The sequence below is a fragment of the Bacteroides gallinaceum genome, assembly GCF_030373775.1.
In the GTDB taxonomy this organism is placed as follows: domain Bacteria; phylum Bacteroidota; class Bacteroidia; order Bacteroidales; family Bacteroidaceae; genus Phocaeicola; species Phocaeicola excrementipullorum.
The window spans coordinates 63,153-87,047 of record NZ_JAUDEN010000017.1; the positions used below are offsets into that span (position 1 = coordinate 63,153).

Sequence of the window (23,895 nt, forward strand, 5' to 3'; positions counted from 1 at the left end):
AAGTAAACAGAGATATGATGAAACTGAGTAATGTATTGTTTGGCATGGGGCTGGCTGCTTTGTCGGCATGTGCCGGAGGAAAAACTGCATCGTCGGCTGGAACAGTCGATGTGGATAAGGAGCTTGCATATTGCGATGCGCAGGTGTGCCGCGCGTTGGACAGTCTGCACTGCGGTGATACCATTGACTATACGATGGAGCCGAGAAACATTTATCCGGGGGAGAGCAAGTGGAACTGCCGCAAGGCGACTAAGGAAGAATGGACGGCCGGATTCTGGCCCGGCGTGCTGTGGTATGACTATGAAGCGACCGGAAATGATTCCATCCGCAGGGAAGCGGAGAGATTTACCGGATCGCTGAAGTTTCTTGCTTCTGCTCCGGCATACGACCACGATCTGGGATTCCTTGTATTTTGCAGTTACGGGAACGGGTATCGTCTGACTCAGAATCCGGAATACAAGGAGGTGATTCTTGCCGTTGCCGATTCGCTGGCCGCCCTGTTCAATCCGAAAGTGGGAACAATCCTGTCATGGCCCCGCAATGTGGAAGTTTATGGAGGGCACAATACCATCATGGATAATATGCTGAATCTGGAAATGCTTTTCTGGGCGGCACGCAACGGAGGGGACAAGAAGCTTTATGACATAGCCGTCTCCCACGCCGATAAGACCATGGAGAATCAGTTCCGTCCGGACTATACTTCCTATCATGTGGCCGTGTACGATACGCTGAGCGGAAAATGCATCAGGCAGTGTACACATCAGGGATACGCTGACAGCACAATGTGGGCGCGAGGCCAAGCCTGGGCCATTTATGGATATACCATGGTGTATCGCGAAACGAAAGACCCGAAGTATCTGGACTTCGCGAAGAAGGTTACGGATGTTTATTTGGAACGCCTGCCCGAAGATTATGTGCCTTTCTGGGATTTTAGTGCTCCCGGCATTCCGGACGCCCCCAAAGATGCTTCTGCTGCCTGTGTCGTTGCTTCCGCCTTGGTTGAGCTTGCCGGCTATTGTGAGGGCGAGCTGCGGCAGAATTATATCGATGCGGCTGAAAGGATGCTGAAAAGCCTGAGCTCGGACAGCTACCAGTCGCGCGACAGAAATGTAGCTTTCCTCATGCATTCTACGGGGCATTGGCCTGCCAAGTCGGAAATAGATGCTTCAATCATTTATGCAGACTATTATTATATCGAGGCTTTGCTGAGGCTGAAAGCTTACCGCCAGTCACACTGATGGGCAAAAAAGGCGGCACAGGGTAAGTACCTGTTTTTCTTTCTTGAAATTCGGAGTATAAATAAAGGTTTGAAATGAAGGCACAAAGCACAGGAATCGGTGTATCTGAAGATTCATGCGGTTCTCTGCGGCTTTGTGCCTTTTGCATTTGCTCGCTTTGCCTGTGACATTCCTCTGCGGTATGCGGGAGTGTCTTTCGTGCAGCGTCGTTGAGGTTATTTCTTGCTTGCGTCAGCTTCTTTCAGCATTTCTTTCACGGCAGCCTCCAGTTGCTCGTCGGTTCCTTCCAAAGACTTTTCGGGAGAGTTGTAGACTTTGATGTCGGGTTCGAGCTGGTGATTTTCCATATAGTTTCCCCGCATGTCCATGCAGCCTACCTGCGGAATGCCGAACACGATGCTCGGGTCAATCTGGCGCTCCCACCACACGGCAGTCATGGTTCCGGGCACGGGCGTTCCTATCAGCTTGCCGATCTTCAGTTCTTTGTAAACCCAGGGGAAGCCATGTGCATTGCTGTAGTTGTCTTCACATACCAGTACGCATGAAGGCTTCAGCCATTTGTTGAACGGGTCGCTTCCGATGTACTGTCCTCTCGGCATGAAACGCTGATACTCCCTTCCGCTGAGCAAGGTGGCAAGATCATCGTGCAGCCATCCTCCTCCGTTGTGGCGGGTGTCTACGATGACAGCTTCCTTGTTGCGGTTACGGTCGCTCAGCAGTTCGCTGTATACGGTGCGGAAGCTCGGGCTGTCCATTCCTTTGACATGGACATAGGCGATTCGTCCGCCCGAAAGCTTTTCTACCATCTTCTCGTTCCGTTTCACCCAACGCTTGTAGAGCAGTTCCGACTGGCTGCCTTGGGAAATCGCCTTGACCGAAACGTTGAAACGTTTGCCGTTGGCCGGGTTATAGATTGCCAGGCGGACTGTCTTGCCTGCCTTTCCGTCAAGCATCGGATAATAGTCCGTATCTTTCAGCACGGGCTGTCCGTCGATCTTCTCGATGATGCATCCGGGCACGACGTCTGTCTTCTTTACGGCGAAAGGTCCCTGGCTGATTATTTCTTTTATTTTCAAACCGTCGCCGGTGAACGTGTCGTCGAAGAATACGCCCAGGGCTGCGGTTGAAAGCGCTGCTCCCGGAGCGTAATAGCGTGCTCCGGTGTGCGAGCCGTTCAGTTCGCCCAACATTTCGCTCAGCATCTGCTGGAAATCGTAGTTGTTGCTGATGTGCGGGAGGAAACGGCGGTAGGTATCTCTGTAGCTGTTCCAGTCTGCGCCGTGCAGGTCTGCCACATAGAACTTGTCGAGCACTTGTTTCCAGATGTGGTCGAAGATATATTGCCTCTCCTCATACGGGCGGTAGTTGAACTCCGCTTCAAAATCCACCGGTTTCGTTTCACTCTTTCCTACATCGATTCTGCGGATGCCTCCGTTTGTGCAAAGGAAGATGTATTTGTTGTCTTTGTCTGACTCGAGCGATCCGTAGCCGATATTCTTTAGCAGAATCTTGGTTCTGTTTTCTTTCAGGTCGTGTTCCCACAGGTCGAATCCTCCCTCGAAAGAAGCCTGATAGTAGAGTTTGTCCCCTTTTTCAGTCAGCACCGCGTCGCCCAGGTGCGAAGAGTTTACGGTGAGCCGTATGATTCTGTCGCGGCAGTTTTCGAGATCGAATTCGAGCGGCTCAACTTCTTTCTTGTCGTCTTTCTTCTTTTCTTTTTTGTTTTTCTTGTCGGCAGCTTTGTCTTTCTTTTCTTCCTTCTCTTCCTTCTCTTTCTTTTCTTTTTCTTTTTCTTTTTCTTCAGCCAGAGCCAGTTCTTCTTTGTTCATGCGGAAACGTTCGTATGCGTCGAGGTCGAAGAACATGATATAGACATCGCTTTCGGCTCCCCAGCTTCCGTGGCTGCGGTATCCGGCGCGGTCGCTTTTCCATATCATCGCCTTGCCTCCGAGCACCCATTTGGCGTTTCCGTCGTTGTATCCGCTTTCGGTGAGGTTATGGATTTCCCCGTTTCCGGAAGCGTTTACCAGCGCCACATCCTTGTTGTTCCATCCGCCAGTGCCTATGTAGCCGCTTAAAAGCCATCTGCTGTCGGGACTCCATTCGAACCACTGGTCGCCGTCGCTGTACGAATATTCGTATTTGCCGTCCATAACCGTATGTGCCGACTTGTTCTCCAGATTGAGGACGCGCAATGTTGTGCGGTTTTCAAGGTAAGCCACCTTCTTTCCGTCGGGGCTGAACTTGGGCTGGAAAGACGTTGTCTTGTTGTCTGTGAGCCGTTCTTCCTTGATTCCGGTGGCGTAGGTGAACATCTTTTCGTCCTTTTCGGTGAGCGAAGAGCGGTAAATCTGCCACAGGCCGTCGCGTTCGGAGGCGTAGACAAGGCTTCTTCCGTCAGGCGAAAAGCTGAGGCTCCGTTCCTGTTCGGGGGTATCCGTCACTTTCTTTGTCGTTCTGTAGTCGGTTGCTGTTACGAATACATCGCCGTGCAGGATGAAGGCTATTTCCTTTCCTTCGGGCGACACGGCGATTTCTGTAGCTCCGTATGTCCTTATCTGCCGGATGACGTTCTGTTCGCTTTGGTCGGTGATGATGCTGATTTTAAGCTTTTCCGGCTGCTGTCCCTCTTTCAGCGTATAGATTTCCCCGTTGTAGCCGTAGCAGAGCGTGCCGTTGTCTGCTGCGGTAAGAAAGCGTACCGGATGTTTGGCATGATGCGTCAGCTGCTTTTCCCCGCTTCCGTCGACGTTGCGTCTGTATACGTTGAACGACCCGCTCTTTTCGCTCAGATAATAGAACGACTGGCCGTCGGCGCTCCATACGGGTGTGCGGTCTTCGCCGTTGAAGTCGGTGAGCTTGGTGTATGAGCGTTTGCCTCCGTTTTGCGAACTCATCCAGATGTCGCGCGTGATGGAAGAGGTGTGGTGTTTGCGCCAGGCATCTTCGTAGCCTTTCTTGTCGTGGTAGAGCAGCGTGGTTCCGTCGCTTCCGACGCTGATGTCTTCCATCGGTATGGAAGAGTAGAGGCTTGGGCGTCCGCCCTCCGTACTTGTCAGGTAGACCTGGGGAAACTGTGCGCTGGGGAAGGTGATCGCCTGCGCGTCGGGCATCAATGTGGCCTGAAACAGGATGTGTCCGTTGTCCAGGAAAGCTATGGGCGTTTCGTTTCCCGAATGGGTTGTGATGCGTTTGGGCACGCCCCCTTCCTTTCCTACGATGTACACGTCCATGCTCCCCCTCCGGTCGGAGGCGAAAGCCAGGCTTTTTCCGTCGGGACTCCATACGGGGTGCGTGTCGTAGGATGCGTTAGTTGTCAGTTGTGCGGCCTTTCCTCCTTGTGCCGGCACTGTAAAGATATCTCCCTTGTAGCAGAAGGCAACGGTGCTTCCGTCGGGCGATATGGCGCAGTGCTGCATCCATAGAGGCGGCTCTTGTGCATTGGCGGCCAAAACCATAGCCGTTCCTGCAAGAATGAGCAGTTGTTTTTTCATCATGTTTTGTCTTTATTGTAATTTGAATATTGAGTGGTCTGCCTTTGGAGTAACCAATGAAGCCACGGAAACGCAGAGAGTCTGTTTGGTCATCCGTTGAAGTGAAACTCTGTGTTTCCGTGGCTCCGTGTTCTGATGTGCGCTTCTGCGCGTTTCCTTCCGGTCCGGGCACGTGCGTCCCGTTCTTATTTCTTTTTCCGGTTGAAGAACGCGCGGATGCGTTTCAGTATCATCATCCCCGTCCGTATGCCGTCGTATGCGGCGATTCCGGCATTGATGTGCTGCATGAGGTTTTCCGCCTTGTTTTTGCTCTGCTGCGGCGTGAACAGTTCTTGGGTCAGGCTCAAGATCCGTTCTTTTGACTCTTTCAGCTCCTGTTTCTTTTTAGCTCTTAGTTGCGATATAAGCTGCACGCTGTATTGCGCAGGCATCATTTCTTTGATTTCGTTCATTGTTCTTTCTTTTCGGTTGTGTCTTCAAGGAAGAGTTTGGCGAGGAAATTCACGATAGGCCGGAATATCCATTGTTTTCTCATGCGGTATACCGCGGCTCCCAGCAGCAGGATGACGCCTCCGATAACGGCGTATGCTCCGATGAGGCTTCCCACAACGGGTTCGAGTGCATAGACCAGCATGAATGAGAAATAAAACAAAGCCATCATGCCAAGGACAATAAGTATCAGAATCAGGATGAGTGTGGAGAGCAGCACAGTCAGTTTTTCCACGATGTCGAGTTTGATATACTGCCCCTGAAGTTCGATATACTTCTTGATTTCCTTTACAAGACTTTCCAGGTTGTTTATGCTGTTTTCGTTTGCAAACATGTCATTCAGTTTGTTTAGGGTGGCATTCCGGATCCTTTTCGGAAGGGAGTGGAATTGCGGATATTCTGTATGTTCGTTAAGAGCCTAAAAGCAGGGTGTGCCAAAACCTGAGTTTTGCCACACCCGGTTGTACTTTCGCAAAAAAATCAGTCAGCATCTTTCACTTCCGAAGCGATCTGGTCGACCAGGTCGTCCATCTCGTCACGGTTCAGACGGATGCCTTTTTTACGGAGAACTTCCGCTATTTTTCTACGAGTGTCGGCTCCTTTTTCCGGAGCGAACAAAAGGCCCGCTGCTGCTCCCAGGGTAACACCGCCCAGAAATGCAGCTACAATACTTAATGCTTTCATAATTTAATCATTTAAAAGTTACACAATACAAATCTAATAATTAATCCTGTTAAACGGTACATTTTCGGATGGAAAATGGACTTCCGTTATCAAAAGAATGCAATATTAACAGATTTTAATAGAAATCCTCTTTTTATATTGCTACTTTTGCCAAAAAATATTTGACGAGAATCCAATTAAGATTATAAACAACATGAAAAAAGTAGTTGTATTGGGAATGGCATTGTGCACGGCACTTGCGTTCTCTTCTTGCAAATCGAGTGAAAGCGCATACAAGAAAGCTTATGAAAAGGCAAAGCAGATGGAACTGGCTGAGGCTCAGAATGCCGCGGAAACTCCCGCAGAGGCTCCGGCCGTAGAAGCCGCTCCGGTGGTTGAAACAACGCCCCAGCCGGCTGTCACTACAGCTCCTGTGCGTGAGGAAAAGGTGGAACTGGTTTCGGGCGACGGACTGAAGGCATACAGCGTTGTGTGCGGAAGCTTCGGAATCAAGGCCAATGCCGACGGACTGAAAACATGGCTCGACGGAGAAGGCTATAATGCGAAAGTGGTGTATAATGCACAGCGCAACATGTATCGCGTGGTGGCAGCATCCTTCGACACGCGCGACGAGGCTGCCCGTGCAAGAGATGCTTTCAAGGCCAAATACCCGAGCCGCGAAGACTTCCAGGGAGCATGGCTTCTGTATCGCCTCTGATAAATAGTTGATTAGTAATATTTTGTATTCAATATTTCTTGATTGAAAGCGATGGTGTGGCTACTGTCGCTTTTTTTTGTATCTTTGCTGCCGTTAAAAAATGATGAATTAGATTAGGTTATGAAATTTTTTAAAGTAATCTCGGGGCTGGCTCTGCTTGCGTTTCCTTGCATGATGAGCGCCCAGGAAAAGGTGGTTCCCCTGAAATACGGTGACATGGAGCAATGGGTTACCCGCAGGATACATGAGTCGGGCATCATAGGCGGAAAGACAAAGCTGCTTTATGAGCTGGGGCCTACGCAGGAGATTGACGGAAACATTGCATACGTCAATCAGGGAGGCTCGCCGTGGGGGAACTCAAACGTGATGGCCAAGGTTATGGGAATTGTAAAGACCAATACAAGCGTATATCCGGAAAAGCGTGAAACGGGCGGTCACTGCGCGCGCCTTGAAACACATATCGAGAGCGTGAAGGTGCTGGGGCTGGTGAACATCACGGTGCTTGCTTCGGGATCGCTGTTTCTCGGCGACATGAAAGAGCCGATTACGGGGACCAAGGACGGAGAAAAGGCCTTGAACTCGGGGGTGCCGTTCACCTCGCGCCCGAAGGCGGTGCGCTATGACTACAAGGTGCAGATGTCGGGTGAGCCGAACCGCATCCGGCAGACCGGTTTCAGCCGCAAGTCGACGGTGGAAGGGCAGGACTGCGCGATTATGACCTGTTTCCTTCAGAAGCGTACGGAAGACAAGGACGGAAACATCATCGCCAAGCGCGTGGGTACGGCGGTTGTGCGCTACAGCAAGACAGAAGGCTGGCATAACGGAGCCACGTATGAAATCAGCTATGGCGACATCACGCACGACGCGCATTACGACGCCGGACTGATGGGTTTGGGCGCCGGACATTATTACGCGCGCAACAGCAAAGGCGAGAGTGTGCTGATTCAGGAGAACGGCTGGGCCGGGGCGGATGAAAAGCCCACCCACCTGATTCTTCAGTTCACCTCCAGTTTGGGAGGGGCGTTTGTTGGTTCTCCCGGCAACAAAATCTGGGTGGATAACGTGAGTCTGGTGTATTGAACTGATTTGTGTTCTTTTCAAAAATAGGGATCGTGGCGGCTTGTAACCGCCACGATTTTTTTGCATGTGTGCGAATGTCTTTCTGACATAATGCAAATCCGGAGGCGCGAGAATCGCTTCTTTCCTCCCGGCCGGGCATCAGGCTGGAAGGAATGCAGGGAAATGCTTCGTGCTGTTGCCATGTGTTTTTCCTTTCCGGGCTGTTTGATGGCTTTTTGGTCTTTCTTCCGGCCTTTTGGCTTCTTTGTGTTTGGTATGTCCTCTTTATCCTTTCTTCCTGACTTTTGGGGCGGTGCGTGAAGAAGGTATGCTCCAGCGGAAAATTCCCGTCCTTTTCAAGTTTTTGAGCCTTTCTTTTCAGTTGGTGTGACGTGTGCGGAGATTTTTGCAAACATGTTGGGACATTTTCGGTCGGATGTCCCGTCATTTTCCGATGTTTGTTGGGATATTTTGCAAGTTTGTTTCGGTATATTGCTCCCGTTACAGGGCTTCTGAAGGGGGTTGGTGTTCGTGTTTGTTAAGAAATCCCTCCTGGAACGGAAGATTCTGCTTCGTTGCATGTAAGTGTAATGTGCGTTTTTGTGTCTTTGTGTTTGATAATTGTCGCTTTCTGTGTTAAAATGACGGAATGATGTTTCTGCGTTTTTTTTCTTGGACATTAGCGGATTTTTTCTTTTCTTTGTATAAACAGACAAACCTTAAAGATATGAGAAGCATCTGTTTTTTTCTGCTGTTGCTCCTGTTCCCGGATCTGAAGGCCCAGGATGTGAAGTTTGATATTACGCTCAAGGGAGCCACATTGAACTATACGGTTGTCAATGATACTCCAAATGATATATATTTGGTGCAATATGGTAACTTTAATCCGGATAGAGGTTCGCATTGTTATGTTTACTATAAGGATACTGACGGATATGTCGGTGAGGTGTCATTTGTATTGATAGAAAAAATGGGCTTTTTAATAAAGTCCGGTACTTGTTTCAGCCGTGACATTGATCTTTCGGAACTTGACAGGCAACGCCTTGTGAGAATCTCTTGTCGGGCAGCGATTTTGATGAAGGATGAGCATGGCAATCCTTATATAGAAAGGTTTGATAGAAGTATAGCTTTTTGAATCATGTTTTGCTTCTTTGATTTATGAAAGGCATCAGCGATGGGAGCAGGTGACGGTGTTGTGATATGGAGCAAGGCGGCAGGGAGTATGTCTTCTGGAACATGGATGTGCCGGATACAGACGTTGGCTGGCTTGATAAAAATAAAGTATGAAAGCTTTTTTGTTTACAGTGTTTGTTTTGTTTCCGTTTGTGGCATTTTCACAAATAGAAACGCATTTGTCTTTTAACCGGACAGACCGGACGTTGGTTCTTGTTGTGAAAAACAATACGGATAAATTGTTTCGTTTAAGTCCTTTGGGACGTGATAATTATAAACCAGAAACAGCTTCCTTTATTATTTTACGGTATAAAGATTTAAATAATAAACTTCTTTTCAAAAGGTCGTTTTTTGTTTTTAATCATCAGCATAATGCTTCTCTATATGTGAATGGCATGTTTCTTACCAGATACGATGAGAACAAATATGTTTATGATTTGAAAAGATTGTATAAGGGTAATTTAAATGATATTTGCTCAGTTGATATCCATGTTCAGATAGAAGCTGTATCTTTGAAGGACAAGAAAGATGTTTACAAGGAAAAAATGGACAGGATATTGCGATGGTAGGCTTGTGCTGGCGGACTTTTAATGGTTTGGATGAATAAATATATGAAATGAAGGGGCAATAGCAAGAGGACATGATTTCTAACCTAAACGTGTGCAATTATGAAGAAGTTAAAATTGATATGTTTCTGTATGTTCTGTTTCTTTCCTGCCTTGTGCCTTAAAGGTCAGAATGTAGACTTCAGTGTGGCAAGGGATGGAAACGAAGTGATTTACAAAGTTGTTAATCATGGAGAAAAGTTTGTATTGTTGCGTGAAACTTATGTGAATTTGGGTACCGGTTCCCATCTTTTTATACGGTGCAAGAAACCGGACGGCAAGATTTGTGATTATATTTTGCCGGTGCAGAACAAACAAATCATAAAAGTAGAACTGGGAGAAAGCTATGTCCGTACCATTGACATATCCCGTTATATCCCGGATGGAAGTATAGAAAAAATCAGTGCCGTTGCCAGCTTGTCATTCCGGGATGAACAAGGCAGGTATAAAATTGTCAGAATGGAGAAAGAGATTCCGTGAGCCTGCATACGGGCTATATGTTCCAAAACTCCTGCTGGATACAGATGAAAGCAGATGGATTCATTTAAATAATTAGGGCAATGAAAGGACTTTGTTCGGCAATCATTTTTGGAAATTTGAGCGCAATCTGCAGTATCTGCAAGGCGCAGGAAGTTCTGATATTGTGTTTGTTTGCAAAGGTTTGAGATATGAAATGGTTTTTTCTGTAGCATGTATGTGTTTCTTTTTCCCGTTGAGAGGGCAGAATGTCAGTCTTGATATAAAGGTGGATGGCGATGTTCTGGTCTATGAGGTAGAGAATGGCACGCCTTATTATTTGATGTTATTCTATACCGGCGACATGAATTCCGGCGGCGGATCTTATTGTTTGGTTAATTATGAATATGGCAATGGCAGAAGGAGTGATTTTTTGGAGGCGGATAAGCGCGCTATAAGGATTGAACCGGGCGAGAAGTATATTCGGAAATTTGACATTTCGGCGTATATGAATTATAAAGTTATAGTTATAAGCGCAACGGCTGCTATGGCCGTAAAGGATGAAAGCGGGCGGACAAAGCCTTTGAAACTGAGAAAAAGCATTTCTTTTTAGGTGACGGGCCCGTATGACCGTTATTTCCCGCTTCAATTGAAAAGCGGAGATTGCAATTTTACAAACATGTTTCAGTGAGGTTACGATTTTCGTACCTATATATATAATAAAGCAGAGCTGGCTGAATATTTTAATCAATTTTTATTGTTTTCGTGCTGAGCTTTGGAAAGAATTCCTTATTTTTGCATCGCAGTCGGGGAAAAGAGGACTGCAACAGACAAACAGGAGAGTGTTTATAAAGTTTATTATAAAACCTTTTAAAGTTAAACAAAATGATTAAAGTAGGTATTAACGGTTTCGGTCGTATCGGCCGTTTTGTATTCCGTGCTGCTCAGAGCAGAAACGACATCCAGATCGTAGGTATTAACGACTTGTGCCCGGTAGATTACTTGGCTTACATGTTGAAGTATGATACAATGCACGGCCAGTTCAACGGTACTATCGAAGCTGACGTTGAAAATAGCAAGCTGATTGTTAACGGTAAAGAAATCCGTGTAACTGCAGAAAAGAATCCGGCTGACCTGAAGTGGAATGAAGTAGGTGCAGAATATGTTGTTGAATCAACAGGTTTGTTCCTGACTAAAGAAAAAGCTCAGGCTCACATCCAGGCTGGCGCTAAATATGTAGTTATGTCAGCTCCGTCAAAAGACGATACTCCGATGTTCGTTTGCGGCGTTAACGAAAAGACTTACGTTAAGGGTACTCAGTTCGTTTCTAACGCTTCTTGTACTACTAACTGCTTGGCTCCGATCGCTAAGGTTCTGAACGACAAGTTCGGCATCGTAAACGGTTTGATGACTACTGTTCACTCTACAACTGCTACTCAGAAGACAGTTGACGGTCCTTCTATGAAAGACTGGAGAGGTGGTCGCGCTGCTTCTGGCAACATCATCCCGTCTTCTACAGGTGCTGCTAAGGCTGTAGGTAAAGTTATTCCTGAACTGAACGGCAAACTGACAGGTATCTCTATGCGTGTTCCGACTTTGGACGTATCTGTAGTTGACCTGACTGTAAACTTGGCTAAGCCGGCTACTAAAGAAGCTATCTGCGCTGCTATGAAGGAAGCTTCTGAAGGTGAATTGAAGGGTGTACTGGGCTACACAGAAGATGCAGTTGTTTCTTCTGACTTCCTGGGCTGCACTTTGACTTCTATCTTCGATGCTAACGCAGGTGTTTACTTGACTGATACTTTCGTTAAGGTTGTTTCTTGGTATGACAACGAAATCGGCTACTCTAACAAAGTATTGGATCTGATCGCTCACATGGCTTCTGTAAACTGCTAATCAGTTATAACAACCATATAGCGAAAGCCGTCTGATTTTTCAGGCGGCTTTTTTTGCGCACTTGTGTGTGGAATGCGCAGAAAAAGTTATCTTTGCCGTCAGAACCTTTCGTTTGGAGTATGGAGTATGATTTGATTGCGATATTAGGCCCTACAGCTTCCGGAAAAACATCGCTGGCAGCTGCTCTCGCGCGGCGGATGGATACGGAAATCATCAGCGCAGACAGCAGGCAGGTGTACAGGCGGATGGATCTGGGAACGGGAAAGGACCTGGACGACTATGTTGTCGGCGGGAAGCGGATTCCCTGTCATCTGATAGACATTGTGGAGCCTGGCTATAAATACAACGTGTTTGAGTACCAGCGGGATTTCCTGGCGGCTTACGAAGATGTTCGAAGCAGGGGAATGCTTCCGATCTTGTGCGGAGGCACGGGAATGTATCTTGAGTCGGTGCTGAAAGGTTACCGGCTGCTTCCTGTACCTGAAAATCCGGAACTCCGCCTGCGTCTGGCAGACAAGTCGCTTGAAGAGCTGACCGGCATTCTTGCAACGTATAAGAAACTTCATAACTCGACGGATGTGGATACGGTGAAGCGTGCGGTACGCGCCATAGAGATCGAGGAGTATTACAGGCAGCATCAGGTGGAGGAAAGGGCTTTCCCCGATATCAGAAGCCTGGTGGTAGGTGTCGGAATCGGCCGTGAACAGCGGAGGGAGAAGATAACCCGCAGGCTGAAACAGCGGCTTGATGAGGGCATGGTTGACGAGGTGAAAGCCTTGCTTGCAAGCGGAATCAGCCCGGAAGACCTGATCTATTATGGACTGGAATATAAATACCTGACTTTGTATGCCATCGGGAAACTGACTTATGAGGAGATGTTCGGCCAGCTGGAAATTGCCATTCATCAGTTTGCCAAAAGGCAGATGACCTGGTTCCGCGGCATGGAAAGGAGGGGATTCACCATTCACTGGATCGATGCGGCATTGCCGTTGGAGGAGAAACTGGAACAGATAGAGAATTTATTAAAATAAGAACGATTATGGCGGTAGAACCGAACAGATGGGGGATTGTATACAATCCCAAGGCAGGTACTCGGAAAGCGCAGCGCCGGTGGAAGAATATCCGTGAATATCTGGACGAGCGCGGCGTGAAGTATGATTATGTGCAGTCGGAGGGCTTCGGCTCAATTGAGCGTCTGACGCGGACACTGGCCAATAACGGATACCGCACGATAGTGGTGGTGGGAGGAGATGGCGCCATCAACGATGCGGTGAACGGCATTATGGGATCGGATGCGGAAGACAAGTCTTCGATAGCGCTGGGCGTCATACCGAATGGCATCGGCAATGACTTTGCCAAATATTGGGGGCTGAGTGCGGATGACTACAGACTTTCGGTAGACGTGCTTATCAACCGGCGCCTGCGAAAAGTCGACGCCGGCGTCTTTTCTTACTTCGACGGAGAGAAGCACCAGACGCGCTATTTTCTGAACGCTGTTTATATGGGCCTCGGAGCGCGGATCGTGCGCATAACAAACGAAACCCGCCGTTTTTGGGGAATCCCTCTGTTTTCGTATCTGTCTTCTCTTTTTCTTGTTGCTTTTGAACGGAAGCTTTATCGGATGCATCTGAGAGTGAACGACGAGCATATCCGGGGGCGTGTCATGGCTGTTGCGATAGGCAGTGCCTATGGGTATGGGCTGACCCCCAGCGCGGTGCCCTATAACGGCTGGCTGGATGTTTCGGTGGTTTACCGTCCTGAACTCAGGGAACTGATATCCGGTTTGTGGATGCTGCAGAAGGGAAGACTGCTGAATCATAAGATTGTGAAGCCTTATCGTACGCGTTGTGTGAAAATCCTTCGGGCGCAGAATGCGGAAGTCAGCCTTGACGGACGCTTGTGGCTTGACCGCCATTTCCCGATAGAGGTGACCATCGCTCCCGAAGCGATAACTTTGATAATACCTAATTGATATATGATAAAGTCAGTAGCTGATTTGTGCCGGGGAGAAAATTTCTTCCTGCTGGCAGGCCCTTGTGTCATTGAGGGCGAGGATATGGCTCTTCGGATTGCCGAAAGAGTGGTGAAAATAACCGACAGACTGAAAATTCCTTATGTGTTTAAGGGGTCCTACCGGAAGGCGAACCGTTCGCGCCTGGATTCGTTTACGGGTATCGGCGACGAAAAGGCATTGAAGGTGCTCGCAAAGGTGCGCGATACATTCGGGGTGCCCGTAGTGACGGATATACATGCCGCAGAAGAGGCTGAAATGGCTGCCGGCTATGTGGATGTCCTTCAGATACCTGCTTTTCTTTGCCGTCAGACTGATCTGCTGGTGGCTGCCGCAAAGACCGGAAAGATCGTTAACATAAAGAAAGGGCAGTTCTTGTCGCCTGAAGCGATGAAGTTTGCGGCGGATAAGGTGGTGGAAGCCGGGAATGATCAGGTTATGCTTACGGAAAGAGGAGTTACGTTCGGGTATCAGGATCTGATTGTGGATTATCGCGGCATTCCTGTCATGCAGTCGTTCGGGCATCCGGTGATTCTGGACGTCACCCACTCGCTGCAGCGTCCGAACCAGACTTCGGGAGTGACGGGAGGCATGCCGCAAATGATCGAAACCATAGCGAAGGCAGGAGTGGCTGTCGGCGTGGATGGCCTGTTTATGGAAACTCATGAAGACCCTTCCGTGGCCAAAAGTGACGGAGCGAACATGCTCAAGCTCGACCTGCTGGAAGGATTGCTGGAGAAATTGGTGCGCATCCGCCAAAGTCTTTAACTATTGTGGCCGCAGTTTCGATAAAAAACTATATCTTTGCGCAAATTAAAATGACGACAATCGTTTAAAATAGAGAAAGATATGCTTACTATTAAACAAATTACGGAGGATACCGACAAGGTTGTCCGCGGGCTTGAGAAAAAGCACTTTGCCAATGCGAAGGCAGCCATCGCTCAGGCTATTGAATTGAATGACAGAAGAAAAAAGGCTCAGAGTCAATTAGATAATAACTTGGCGGAAGTGAACTCTACCTCCAAAAGCATCGGCGCGCTGATGAAAGAAGGGAAAAGCGCCGAGGCTGAAGCTGCCAAAGCGCGTGTGGCTCAAGTGAAGGAAGCCAACAAGGCACTGCAGGAGGAAATGGACAAGGCTGCCGAGGATTTGCAGAATCTGCTTTATACAATCCCGAATGTGCCTTATGACGAGGTGCCCGAAGGACTTACGGCCGAAGACAATGTGGTGGTGAAGATGGGAGGAATGGAAACGGAACTTCCGAAGAATGCGCTGCCGCACTGGGAGCTGGCAAAAAAATACGACATTATCGATTTCGATCTGGGCGTCAAGATTACGGGCGCAGGCTTCCCTGTATATAAAGGTAAGGGGGCCCGTCTGCAGCGTGCGCTCATTAATTTCTTCCTTGATGAAGCAAAGGCTTCCGGATATACTGAAATCATGCCTCCTACAGTGGTGAATGCGGCTTCGGGATATGGTACGGGACAGCTGCCCGACAAGGAAGGGCAGATGTACCACTGCAATCTGGACGACCTTTATCTGATTCCTACGGCTGAAGTTCCTGTTACGAACATTTACCGTGATGTGATCCTGGATGAGAAGCAGCTTCCTATTAAGAACTGTGCTTATACGGAATGTTTTCGCCGTGAAGCCGGCTCTTACGGAAAGGATGTGCGCGGGCTGAACCGTCTGCATGAGTTCTCTAAAGTGGAGCTGGTGCGTATCGATACTCCGCAGCATTCAAGACAGTCCCATCAGGAGATGCTGGACCATGTGGAAGGTTTGCTGAAGAAGCTGGAACTTCCTTACCGTATTCTTCGTCTTTGCGGCGGGGACATCAGCTTTACGGCTGCCATTTGCTATGACTTTGAAGTATATTCAGAGGCTCAGAAGCGTTGGCTGGAAGTCAGCTCCGTTTCGAATTTCGACACTTATCAGGCAAACCGTCTGAAATGCCGTTACCGTACGGCCGACAAGAAGACGGAACTTTGCCATACATTGAACGGTTCCGCACTGGCTTTGCCGCGTATCGTTGCCGCATTGCTTGAAAACAATCAGACGCCGGAAGGCATCCGCATTCCGAAGGCTCTGGTTCCGTATTGCGGGTTTGACATGATTGACTGATATTTCTTCATAGAGTTTGCCTGGGCGGCACAAGATTGCGGATGATTCTGTATGCTTGTGCCGCCTTTTGTATGTCTTTTTGTTTGGTTGTGTTCGTGATAAGGCATTGGAAGTGCCTATAAATGTGTTGTGTAGCATGAATTTGTTGTTCGTTTGTGTCTTTTTAAACTAAAACGTCAGTTGCATGAGAAAAAAAATGCAATTTGGTTTTGATGTTTACATTTAATTGCTAATTTTGGGGTGAAATAAAGTGAAAAACTTATTTTGCATGGGATTATTAATTTATAACCTTAATATACAGCTATGAGTTATTTACGTTTTGATAAAACTCTTATGACAAATCTGGAGGAATCTTTGACGAGGGAGATTCTCCGAACCAATCGCTCTGGAGCTTATCACTGTTCTACGATTGTAGACTGCAATACGCGCAAATATCATGGTTTGCTTGTCATTCCGGTTCCGGAACTGGATGATGAAAATCATGTGTTGCTGTCTTCGTTGGATGAAACTGTGATACAGCATGGTGCTGAATTTAATCTGGGCATCCATAAGTACGGCGGCGGTACATTCAGTCCTCGTGGTCACAAATACATTAGAGAATTCGACTGTGAGAAAGTTCCCACAACCATTTATCGTGTGGGAGGGGTTGTGCTGAAGAAAGAAAAAGTATTTGTTCATCATGAAAACCGTATCTTGATCCGCTATACGCTGGTTGATGCGCATTCGGATACGATCCTTCGTCTGCGTCCTTATCTGGCTTTCAGAAGCGTGCGTCAGTATACGCATGAGAATTCGCAGGCCAACCGCCATTACGATGAGGTGGACAATGGAATAAAGACATGCATGTATCCGGGCTATCCGGAACTGTACATGCAGTTCAGCAAGAATGTCACTTTCCATTTTGAACCGGACTGGTATCGCGGCATCGAGTATCCGAAGGAGCAGGAGAGAGGCTATGACTTCAATGAAGATCTTTATGTGCCCGGGTATTTTGAAATGAGCATCAAAAAAGGGGAGTGCATCACTTTTTCCGGGGGCATATCTTCCATTGATACGGAATCGCTTAACGAATTGTTTGCCAAGGAAGCTGAAAGGAGAACACCTCGCGACAACTTTAAGAACTGCCTGATAAACTCGGCTCATCAATTCTTGAACAAGCAGGGCGAGGAGTCCTATCTGCTTGCCGGTTATCCGTGGTTCAAGTGCCGCGCCCGCGACGAGTTCGTATCTCTTCCGGGACTGACACTCTCAATAGGGGAAGTTGAGAAATTTGAGAAAATAATGGATACGGCTGTCAAATGTGTCTATGCATTCATTAACGGGGAAGACTCAGCATTGAAGATGACGGAAATCGAACATCCGGATGTGCTGTTGTGGATGATGTGGACAGTTCAGCAGTATGCTAAATTTACATCAAAGGAGGCGGCAAAAAACAAGTATGGACAACTGATAAAGGATGTAATGAATTATCTTGTTTCCGGAAAACATCCTAATCTGGAGGTTCATGCCAACGGACTGGTTTATTCAAACGGGCGTGAAAAAGCGATTACGTGGATGAACTCGACAGCAAACGGCAGGCCGGTTGTGCCGCGTACAGGCTATATCGTTGAGTTCAACTCGCTTTGGTATAATGCGCTTCGTTTTGCGGCTGACCTGCTGGCGGATGACCAGGACTTCGCTGCCGGCTTGCAGGGCATCTATGAAAAGACTGCTCCTTCTTTCGTTGAAACGTTCTTGAACGAGTATGGCTATCTGCTTGATTATGTAGACGGAAACATGATGGACTGGAGTGTCCGTCCGAATATGATCTTTGCCGCTGCGCTGGATTACTCTCCGTTGGATGCAAAACAGAAGAAGGGCATTGTCGATATCGTGACGAAAGAACTTCTGACTCCGAAGGGTATCCGTTCGTTAAGTCCGAAGAGCGGAGGCTATAATCCGAACTATGTGGGCCCGCAGATCCAGCGTGACTATGCTTACCATCAGGGAACTGCATGGCCGTGGCTTGAGGGATTCTATCTGGAAGCTTATCTGCGCATTTACAAACGGAGTGCGGTGTCGTTCGTCGAACGCCAGATGATCAGCTATGAAGACCAGATGACATGCCATTGCATCAGTTCTATTCCGGAATTGTTTGACGGTAACCCGCCTTTCCAGGGACGAGGCGCTGTTTCGTTTGCCATGAATGTGGCAGAGATTCTGCGGACATTGAATTTACTCGACAGATACAATAATCAATAAGGAAGGAGGAAGCTATATGAAAGTTTTAATGTTTGGATGGGAATTTCCTCCTCATATCTTGGGAGGTTTAGGTACCGCAAGTTATGGCCTTACTCATGGACTGGCGCAGCAGTCGGACATGGAGATCACTTTCTGCATTCCGAAGCCGTGGGGTGACGAAGACCAGAGTTTTTTGAAAATTATCGGCATGAACAGTGTGCCTATCGTATGGAGGGACGTGCAGTGGGATTATGTGAAAAGCCGTATAGGCGGCTACATGGATCCGCAGCTCTACTACGATTTGCGTGACCATATCTATGCTGATTTCAACTATATGCATACAAACGATCTGGGCTGTCTGGAATTTTCGGGAAGATATCCGGACAACCTGCATGAAGAGATCAACAACTATTCGATTGTAGCAGGAGTCGTTGCCCGCCAGCAGAGCTTTGACATCATTCATTCGCATGACTGGCTTACTTATCCGGCCGGCATCCACGCAAAGCAGGTGTCGGGGAAACCTTTGGTGATTCATGTGCATGCAACAGACTTTGACCGCAGCCGCGGCAATGTGAATCCGACAGTCTACTCTATAGAGAAGAACGGGATGGACCATGCTGACTGTATCATGTGTGTAAGTGAGCTTACACGCCAGACCGTAATCAACAAATATTATCAGGATCCGCGCAAGGTGTTTACCGTGCACAATGCCGTGTCGCCGTTGTCTAAGGAGATTCAGGAAATTGTTCCCAAAAAGAATCCGAACGAAAAGCTTGTTACTTTCCTGGGGCGCATAACCATGCAGAAAGGACCTGAGTACTTTGTGGAGGCTGCTTCTATGGTGTTGAAACGCGCTCGCCACGTGCGTTTTGTGATGGCAGGAAGCGGTGATATGATGAATGCGATGATCCGTCTGGTCGCAGAACGGGGCATAGCAGACCGTTTTCATTTCCCCGGATTCATGAAAGGAAAGCAGGTGTACGAAGTGCTGAAAGCAAGCGATGTGTATATTATGCCGTCTGTTTCCGAACCTTTTGGCATCTCGCCGCTTGAAGCCATGCAGTGCAGCGTGCCGACAATCATTTCCAAACAGTCGGGTTGTGCTGAAATTCTTACTAAATGTATCAAGACTGATTATTGGGATATACATGCGATGGCTGATGCCATTCATTCAATCTGTACCAACGAGTCTTTGTATGAGTATCTGCGTGACGAAGGCAAGAAAGAAGTCGATGGTATCGTATGGGAGAAAGTGGGAGTCAGAATCCGCAATCTTTACGAACAGGTCTTAAACAATTATGGAAAATAACAAACAAACTGAATCAGTATGAAAACAATCTGTCTTTACTTTGAAATACACCAAATCATTCATCTGAAACGTTACCGTTTCTTTGAAATCGGCACAGATCATTATTATTATGATGATTATGCGAATGAGCAAGGGATGAACGACGTTGCCGAACGTTCTTATATTCCGGCATTGAAAACGCTGATTGAAATGGCCAAGGCCAATGAAGGAGCTTTTAAGGTGGCTCTTTCCATTTCGGGCGTGGCTCTGGAACAGCTGGAAATTCATGCTCCTGCTGTAATCGAGCTGCTTCATGAACTGAACGATACAGGATGCTGCGAATTTTTGTGTGAACCTTATTCTCATGGCTTGTCTTCTTTGAAGAACGAAGACTGCTTCCGTGAAGAAGTGAACCGCATGCGCCAGAAGGTGAAAGACTATTTTGGACAGGATCCGAAAGTTTTCCGCAACTCAAGTCTGCTTTATGATAATGAAATCGGTGGCATTGTTGCTGGAATGGGATTCAAAGGCATGCTGGCAGAAGGCGCAAAGCATGTCCTTGGCTGGAAGAGCCCGCATTATCTGTATCATTGCGCTGAGAATCCGAATCTGAAGCTTTTGTTGCGCGATTTCAAGCTTTCGGATGATATCAGCCTGCGTTTTTCAAATACGGAGTGGAGCGAATATCCACTGTTTGCTGACAAGTATATTGACTGGATTGCTTCTTTGCCGGAGAACGAACAGGTTATCAATATCTTTATGGAACTTTCGGCTTTGGGTATTTATCAGCCGCTGTCTTCCAACATTCTGGAGTTCCTGAAGGCACTTCCGGCTTGCGCAAAGCAGAAAGGCATTACTTTCTCTACTCCGACAGAGATCGTAACCAAGCTGAAGTCTGTGGATATGGTGGATGTTCCTTATCCGATGTCATGGACTGATGAAGAACGTGATATCAGCCCGTGGCTGGGTAACGTGATGCAGCGTGAAGCCTTCAACAAGCTGTACAGTGTGGCTGAGCGTGTTTATCTCTGCTCCGACCGCCGCATTAAGCAGGACTGGGATTATTTGCAGGCAAGCAATAATTTCCGTTTCATGACAACCAAGAATATGGAAGTTGGCTTTAACCGCGGCATTTATGATTCTCCGTATGATGCTTTCACGAACTATATGAATATTCTCGGCGACTTTATCGGGCGTGTGAATGCTTTGTATCCGGTTGATATGGAAGATGAAGAGTTGAACTCTTTGCTGACAACAATCCATAATCAGGAGCAGGAACTGGTTCAGTTGACTGATGAGGTGAAAAAACTTCAAGAGGAGTTGAAGAAAGAGGTGAAAGAAAAGCCTGCTGCTAAGAAAGCTCCTGCAAGAAAGACTGCTGCCAAGACTGCAAAGAAAGAAGAATAGAATTCCTTCTTTAGATTCATATTAAGTGAAGGGCTCCTTGCTTATCCCTGTATGGGAAAACAGGCAAGGAGCCTTTTTTATTGCCTTTCTTTAATGATTGTGATTTTGTTTATCTGATTTCATTTGTCTTGTGTTTTTGTGAATATTGTGTTTATTTGATACTTAAATATGCGTTATCGTGTTATTTTGTATTGTTTCTTGTTCTTTCGTATTGAATCTTATGCAGCTGTTTTTGCGTTGATTTGTAATATTGGCTGTATTTATTGTTTTAATATGAAAGAAGGCTTCGCTTTTTTACCAAAAAAAGGCAATTATGGCAGGGCGCATATATAAAATGTGATAATTTTGCTTTCAGATTGTTGGAGATGATTATCCGGATATGCTTTGGTGATTTATAAACAAACTAAATGAAAAAAGATGAAAGGATTGTTTCAGAAAGGTATCTTGCCGTTGGCGATAGCGACGGCATTTCCCGGAGTTGTTTTGGCGCAGGATAAGGTTGAGGCAGAAGTCGGCTTTGATCTGGTGAGCAATTACATCTGGCGCGGGCAGGATTTGGGCAATATAAGCGTACAGCCTTCCTTGGCTATTGGCTATAAAGGCCTCTCGCTGTCTGCCTGGGGATCTGTTGGTTTTGAGAAAACGGATACGAAAGAACTGGATTTGACTTTGGGATACGAAGCGGGCGGATTCAGCGTTTCTGTGACGGATTATTGGTTTAATGGCGGACCCGGTTATTTCCATTACGGGAGTCATAATACCAACCATACGTTCGAAGCTCAGGTAGGGTATGATTTCGGTTTGCTTGCATTTAACTGGTATACGAACTTTGCGGGCAATGTTGGCTATAAGTCTGACGGCAAGAAAGCCTATGCTTCTTATATGTCGGTTTCGGCGCCTTTCAAGTTGGGCGGACTGAACTGGGTGGCAACTGTTGGCGCTACTCCGTGGGAGAATGATTTTTATGCGGGCGGTGGCAACTCGGAATATTCAAAAGCCATGGTAAACGGTTTTGCTGTTTGCGAGGTTGGCATAACCGTTGAAAAAGAATTGCAGATCACCCGCTCGTGGAGTCTTCCTGTTTTCGCCCAGCTTGTCTGGAATCCGGCGACGGAAGGGGCGCATTTTGTGGCCGGTTTGAGTTTTTAAGGTTTCTAGGATAAAAGTTTAGTTTCAGGGTAAAAAGATACAGGATTAACTTAGCGCAAAACTATAATTACAAAATACAAATACAACAGCATTTATGAAAAAGATTGAAGCTATTATCAGAAGAACCAGATTTGACGATGTGAAGGCTGCCCTGCTGGAAGCTGACATTGAATGGTTTTCTTATTATGATGTGAGAGGTGTCGGCAAGACCCGTGAAGGTCGTATATACCGTGGCGTTGTCTATGACACCAGTTCGATAGAACGCATTCTGCTTTCGATTGTCGTACGTGAAAAGAATGTGGAAAAAACAGTCCAGGCCATATTGAAGGCTGCCCAAACGGGTGAAATAGGCGACGGAAGAATTTTTGTTATCCCTGTTGAAGATGCGATACGCATCCGCACAGGGGAAAGGGGAGATATAGCTCTTTACAACGCAGAGCAAGAAAAATAAATACAATACGAATACAATAACTTTAAAACGAGATTACATTATGGCTGGATATGTTAGAAAGACCTTTGCTGCGGTAAAGGCGGCTGCTCTTATGCTTATTTTCATGTTTTGTCTTGTTCCTGAGGTTTCTGCCCAGACAGAAGCGCCTGTGCTCGACAGCGGTAATACTGCCTGGATTCTGACCTCTTCTTTGCTGGTGCTGCTGATGAGCATTCCAGGAATTGCCTTGTTTTACGGAGGTCTGGTCCGTCAGAAGAATGTGCTGAGCATAATCATGCAGACCTTGTTTATTGTCGGGGTGGTCAGCATTCTTTGGATTGCTTTCGGCTACAGTTGGGCATTTGATACCAGTTTCTCCGAATCGGGCAATCCGCTGGCGTTTCTGATAGGAGGTTTTGACAAGGCTTTTCTTAGCGGAATCTCGATACATACGCTGACAGCCGGAAACATTCCCGAACTGACGTTCGTGATGTTCCAGTGCATGTTTGCCATCATCACTCCGGCTTTGATATTGGGTGCATTTGCCGAGCGCATCAAGTTCTCAGGTTATATTCTGTTCATTACGTTGTGGGTGATTCTGGCTTATTTCCCTATGGCACATTGGGTGTGGGGTGGAGGATTCCTGCAGCAGATGGGTGCCATTGATTTTGCCGGAGGGACAGTGGTGCATATCAATGCCGGAATTTCGGCGCTGGTTATGGCTGTTATGCTGGGAAAGCGTATGGATTATCGCATTGGCCATCCCATAACTCCGCACAATGTGACTTTTGTCTTTATGGGCACTTCTTTCCTGTGGCTGGGATGGTTTGGCTTCAATGCGGGCAGCGGCCTGGCTGCCGACGGATTGGCTGCCAATGCATTTTTGGTTACTCATGTAGCTACTGCCGTAGCGGCGATCACATGGATGGTTGTCGACTGGATATGCAACAAGAAGCCTACCACAATCGGTGCGTGTACCGGTGCCGTTGCCGGACTTGTCGCGATTACTCCTGCGGCAGGAACTGTCGGTCTGCTTGGTGCATTCTGCATAGGTATTGTCACGCCTGTCATCTGTTTCTTTATGGTAGCCGTAATCAAGCCTAGATTCAAATATGATGATGCGCTCGATGCCTTTGGCGTGCATGGGATCGGAGGTATTGTCGGCTCAATATTGACCGGTGTGTTTGCCACCCGCTTTATTACCGGTGACGACGGAGTGCAGGGAGCACTTTACGGCGACTGGCATCAGTTGTGGGTACAGATTCTGGCTACAGCGGTATCGGTTGTGTTCAGTGCTGTAGTGACTTACATTTTGTTTAAGCTTGTTGACTCGACAGTCGGCCTTCGTGTAGACAAGCGTGTAGAAGAGGAGGGACTTGACATTTACGAACATGGAGAGTCGGCCTACAACCATTGATAAACTTAAAGGAAAGGCGCAGGAAGAAATCCGGATTCACGCAGTGCGTGGGTTCGGA

21 protein-coding genes are annotated in these 23,895 nt (G+C 47.4%); 17 read left to right on the forward strand and 4 right to left on the reverse strand.

Features of this window, described 5'->3' with window-relative positions; genetic code table 11:
- The first annotated feature begins 17 nt into the window (after positions 1-17).
- On the forward strand, positions 18-1,238 hold the full coding sequence (locus tag QUW60_RS10475; RefSeq protein ID WP_258338548.1) for a glycoside hydrolase family 88 protein: 1,221 nt from the start codon (positions 18-20) through the stop codon (positions 1,236-1,238).
- Between the two features lie 215 nt (positions 1,239-1,453).
- On the opposite strand, the gene QUW60_RS10480 is transcribed toward QUW60_RS10475, so the two are convergent.
- From QUW60_RS10480 to QUW60_RS10495, 4 genes are all read right to left on the reverse strand, one after another.
- Complete coding sequence (locus QUW60_RS10480) at positions 1,454-4,732, reverse strand: S41 family peptidase (protein ID WP_289560337.1); 3,279 nt, start codon at positions 4,730-4,732, stop codon at positions 1,454-1,456.
- 185 nt (positions 4,733-4,917) lie between these two features.
- The gene (locus tag QUW60_RS10485) at positions 4,918-5,184 is read right to left on the reverse strand and encodes a hypothetical protein (RefSeq protein ID WP_258338533.1); all 267 of its coding nucleotides are present in this window, start codon (positions 5,182-5,184) and stop codon (positions 4,918-4,920) included.
- Entirely contained in the window at positions 5,181-5,555 is a 375-nt protein-coding gene (locus tag QUW60_RS10490) for a phage holin family protein (RefSeq protein WP_258338532.1), read from the reverse strand. Before QUW60_RS10490 ends, QUW60_RS10485 begins: the two co-directional genes overlap by 4 nt.
- Positions 5,556-5,701: 146 nt before the next feature.
- On the reverse strand, positions 5,702-5,905 hold the full coding sequence (locus tag QUW60_RS10495) for a YtxH domain-containing protein (RefSeq protein WP_258338531.1): 204 nt from the start codon (positions 5,903-5,905) through the stop codon (positions 5,702-5,704).
- Positions 5,906-6,098: 193 nt separating this feature from the next.
- On the opposite strand from QUW60_RS10495, the gene QUW60_RS10500 reads away from it, so the two are divergent.
- From QUW60_RS10500 to QUW60_RS10575, 16 genes are all read left to right on the forward strand, one after another.
- Positions 6,099-6,602: an SPOR domain-containing protein gene (locus tag QUW60_RS10500; protein ID WP_258338530.1), complete on the forward strand. Its 504-nt coding sequence runs from the start codon at positions 6,099-6,101 to the stop codon at positions 6,600-6,602.
- A 120-nt stretch (positions 6,603-6,722) separates the two neighbouring features.
- Positions 6,723-7,682 (forward strand): PCMD domain-containing protein, encoded by a 960-nt coding sequence (locus QUW60_RS10505; RefSeq protein ID WP_258338529.1) that lies wholly within the window; start codon positions 6,723-6,725, stop codon positions 7,680-7,682.
- A 706-nt stretch (positions 7,683-8,388) separates the two neighbouring features.
- Positions 8,389-8,796 carry a hypothetical protein gene (locus QUW60_RS10510; RefSeq protein WP_289560317.1) on the forward strand — a complete coding sequence of 136 codons (408 nt, stop codon included), beginning with the start codon at positions 8,389-8,391 and terminating at the stop codon, positions 8,794-8,796.
- A gap of 148 nt (positions 8,797-8,944) precedes the next feature.
- Positions 8,945-9,403, forward strand: a complete 459-nt coding sequence (locus tag QUW60_RS10515; protein ID WP_289560319.1) for a hypothetical protein — start codon at positions 8,945-8,947, stop codon at positions 9,401-9,403.
- Positions 9,404-9,502: 99 nt separating this feature from the next.
- The gene (locus QUW60_RS10520) at positions 9,503-9,919 is read left to right on the forward strand and encodes a hypothetical protein (RefSeq protein ID WP_289560321.1); all 417 of its coding nucleotides are present in this window, start codon (positions 9,503-9,505) and stop codon (positions 9,917-9,919) included.
- Between the two features lie 861 nt (positions 9,920-10,780).
- Positions 10,781-11,791, forward strand: coding sequence for a type I glyceraldehyde-3-phosphate dehydrogenase (gene gap, locus QUW60_RS10525; RefSeq protein ID WP_258338525.1), 1,011 nt, complete (start codon positions 10,781-10,783; stop codon positions 11,789-11,791).
- Between the two features lie 119 nt (positions 11,792-11,910).
- Complete coding sequence (gene miaA, locus QUW60_RS10530; protein ID WP_289560323.1) at positions 11,911-12,822, forward strand: tRNA (adenosine(37)-N6)-dimethylallyltransferase MiaA; 912 nt, start codon at positions 11,911-11,913, stop codon at positions 12,820-12,822.
- A gap of 8 nt (positions 12,823-12,830) precedes the next feature.
- Positions 12,831-13,763 (forward strand): diacylglycerol/lipid kinase family protein, encoded by a 933-nt coding sequence (locus QUW60_RS10535; protein WP_258338523.1) that lies wholly within the window; start codon positions 12,831-12,833, stop codon positions 13,761-13,763.
- Positions 13,764-13,766: 3 nt separating this feature from the next.
- On the forward strand, positions 13,767-14,570 hold the full coding sequence (gene kdsA / locus QUW60_RS10540) for a 3-deoxy-8-phosphooctulonate synthase (protein ID WP_258338522.1): 804 nt from the start codon (positions 13,767-13,769) through the stop codon (positions 14,568-14,570).
- Between the two features lie 81 nt (positions 14,571-14,651).
- Entirely contained in the window at positions 14,652-15,926 is a 1,275-nt protein-coding gene (gene serS, locus QUW60_RS10545; RefSeq protein ID WP_258338521.1) for a serine--tRNA ligase, read from the forward strand.
- A 303-nt stretch (positions 15,927-16,229) separates the two neighbouring features.
- Positions 16,230-18,167, forward strand: coding sequence for an amylo-alpha-1,6-glucosidase (locus QUW60_RS10550; RefSeq protein ID WP_258338520.1), 1,938 nt, complete (start codon positions 16,230-16,232; stop codon positions 18,165-18,167).
- A gap of 16 nt (positions 18,168-18,183) precedes the next feature.
- Complete coding sequence (locus QUW60_RS10555; protein WP_258338519.1) at positions 18,184-19,455, forward strand: glycosyltransferase family 4 protein; 1,272 nt, start codon at positions 18,184-18,186, stop codon at positions 19,453-19,455.
- Between the two features lie 18 nt (positions 19,456-19,473).
- On the forward strand, positions 19,474-20,841 hold the full coding sequence (locus tag QUW60_RS10560; RefSeq protein WP_258338518.1) for a glycoside hydrolase family 57 protein: 1,368 nt from the start codon (positions 19,474-19,476) through the stop codon (positions 20,839-20,841).
- Positions 20,842-21,258: 417 nt separating this feature from the next.
- Entirely contained in the window at positions 21,259-21,990 is a 732-nt protein-coding gene (locus QUW60_RS10565; protein WP_289560328.1) for a hypothetical protein, read from the forward strand.
- Between the two features lie 94 nt (positions 21,991-22,084).
- Complete coding sequence (locus QUW60_RS10570; RefSeq protein WP_258338516.1) at positions 22,085-22,441, forward strand: P-II family nitrogen regulator; 357 nt, start codon at positions 22,085-22,087, stop codon at positions 22,439-22,441.
- A gap of 91 nt (positions 22,442-22,532) precedes the next feature.
- On the forward strand, positions 22,533-23,837 hold the full coding sequence (locus QUW60_RS10575; protein ID WP_258338546.1) for an ammonium transporter: 1,305 nt from the start codon (positions 22,533-22,535) through the stop codon (positions 23,835-23,837).
- Positions 23,838-23,895: the final 58 nt, after the last annotated feature.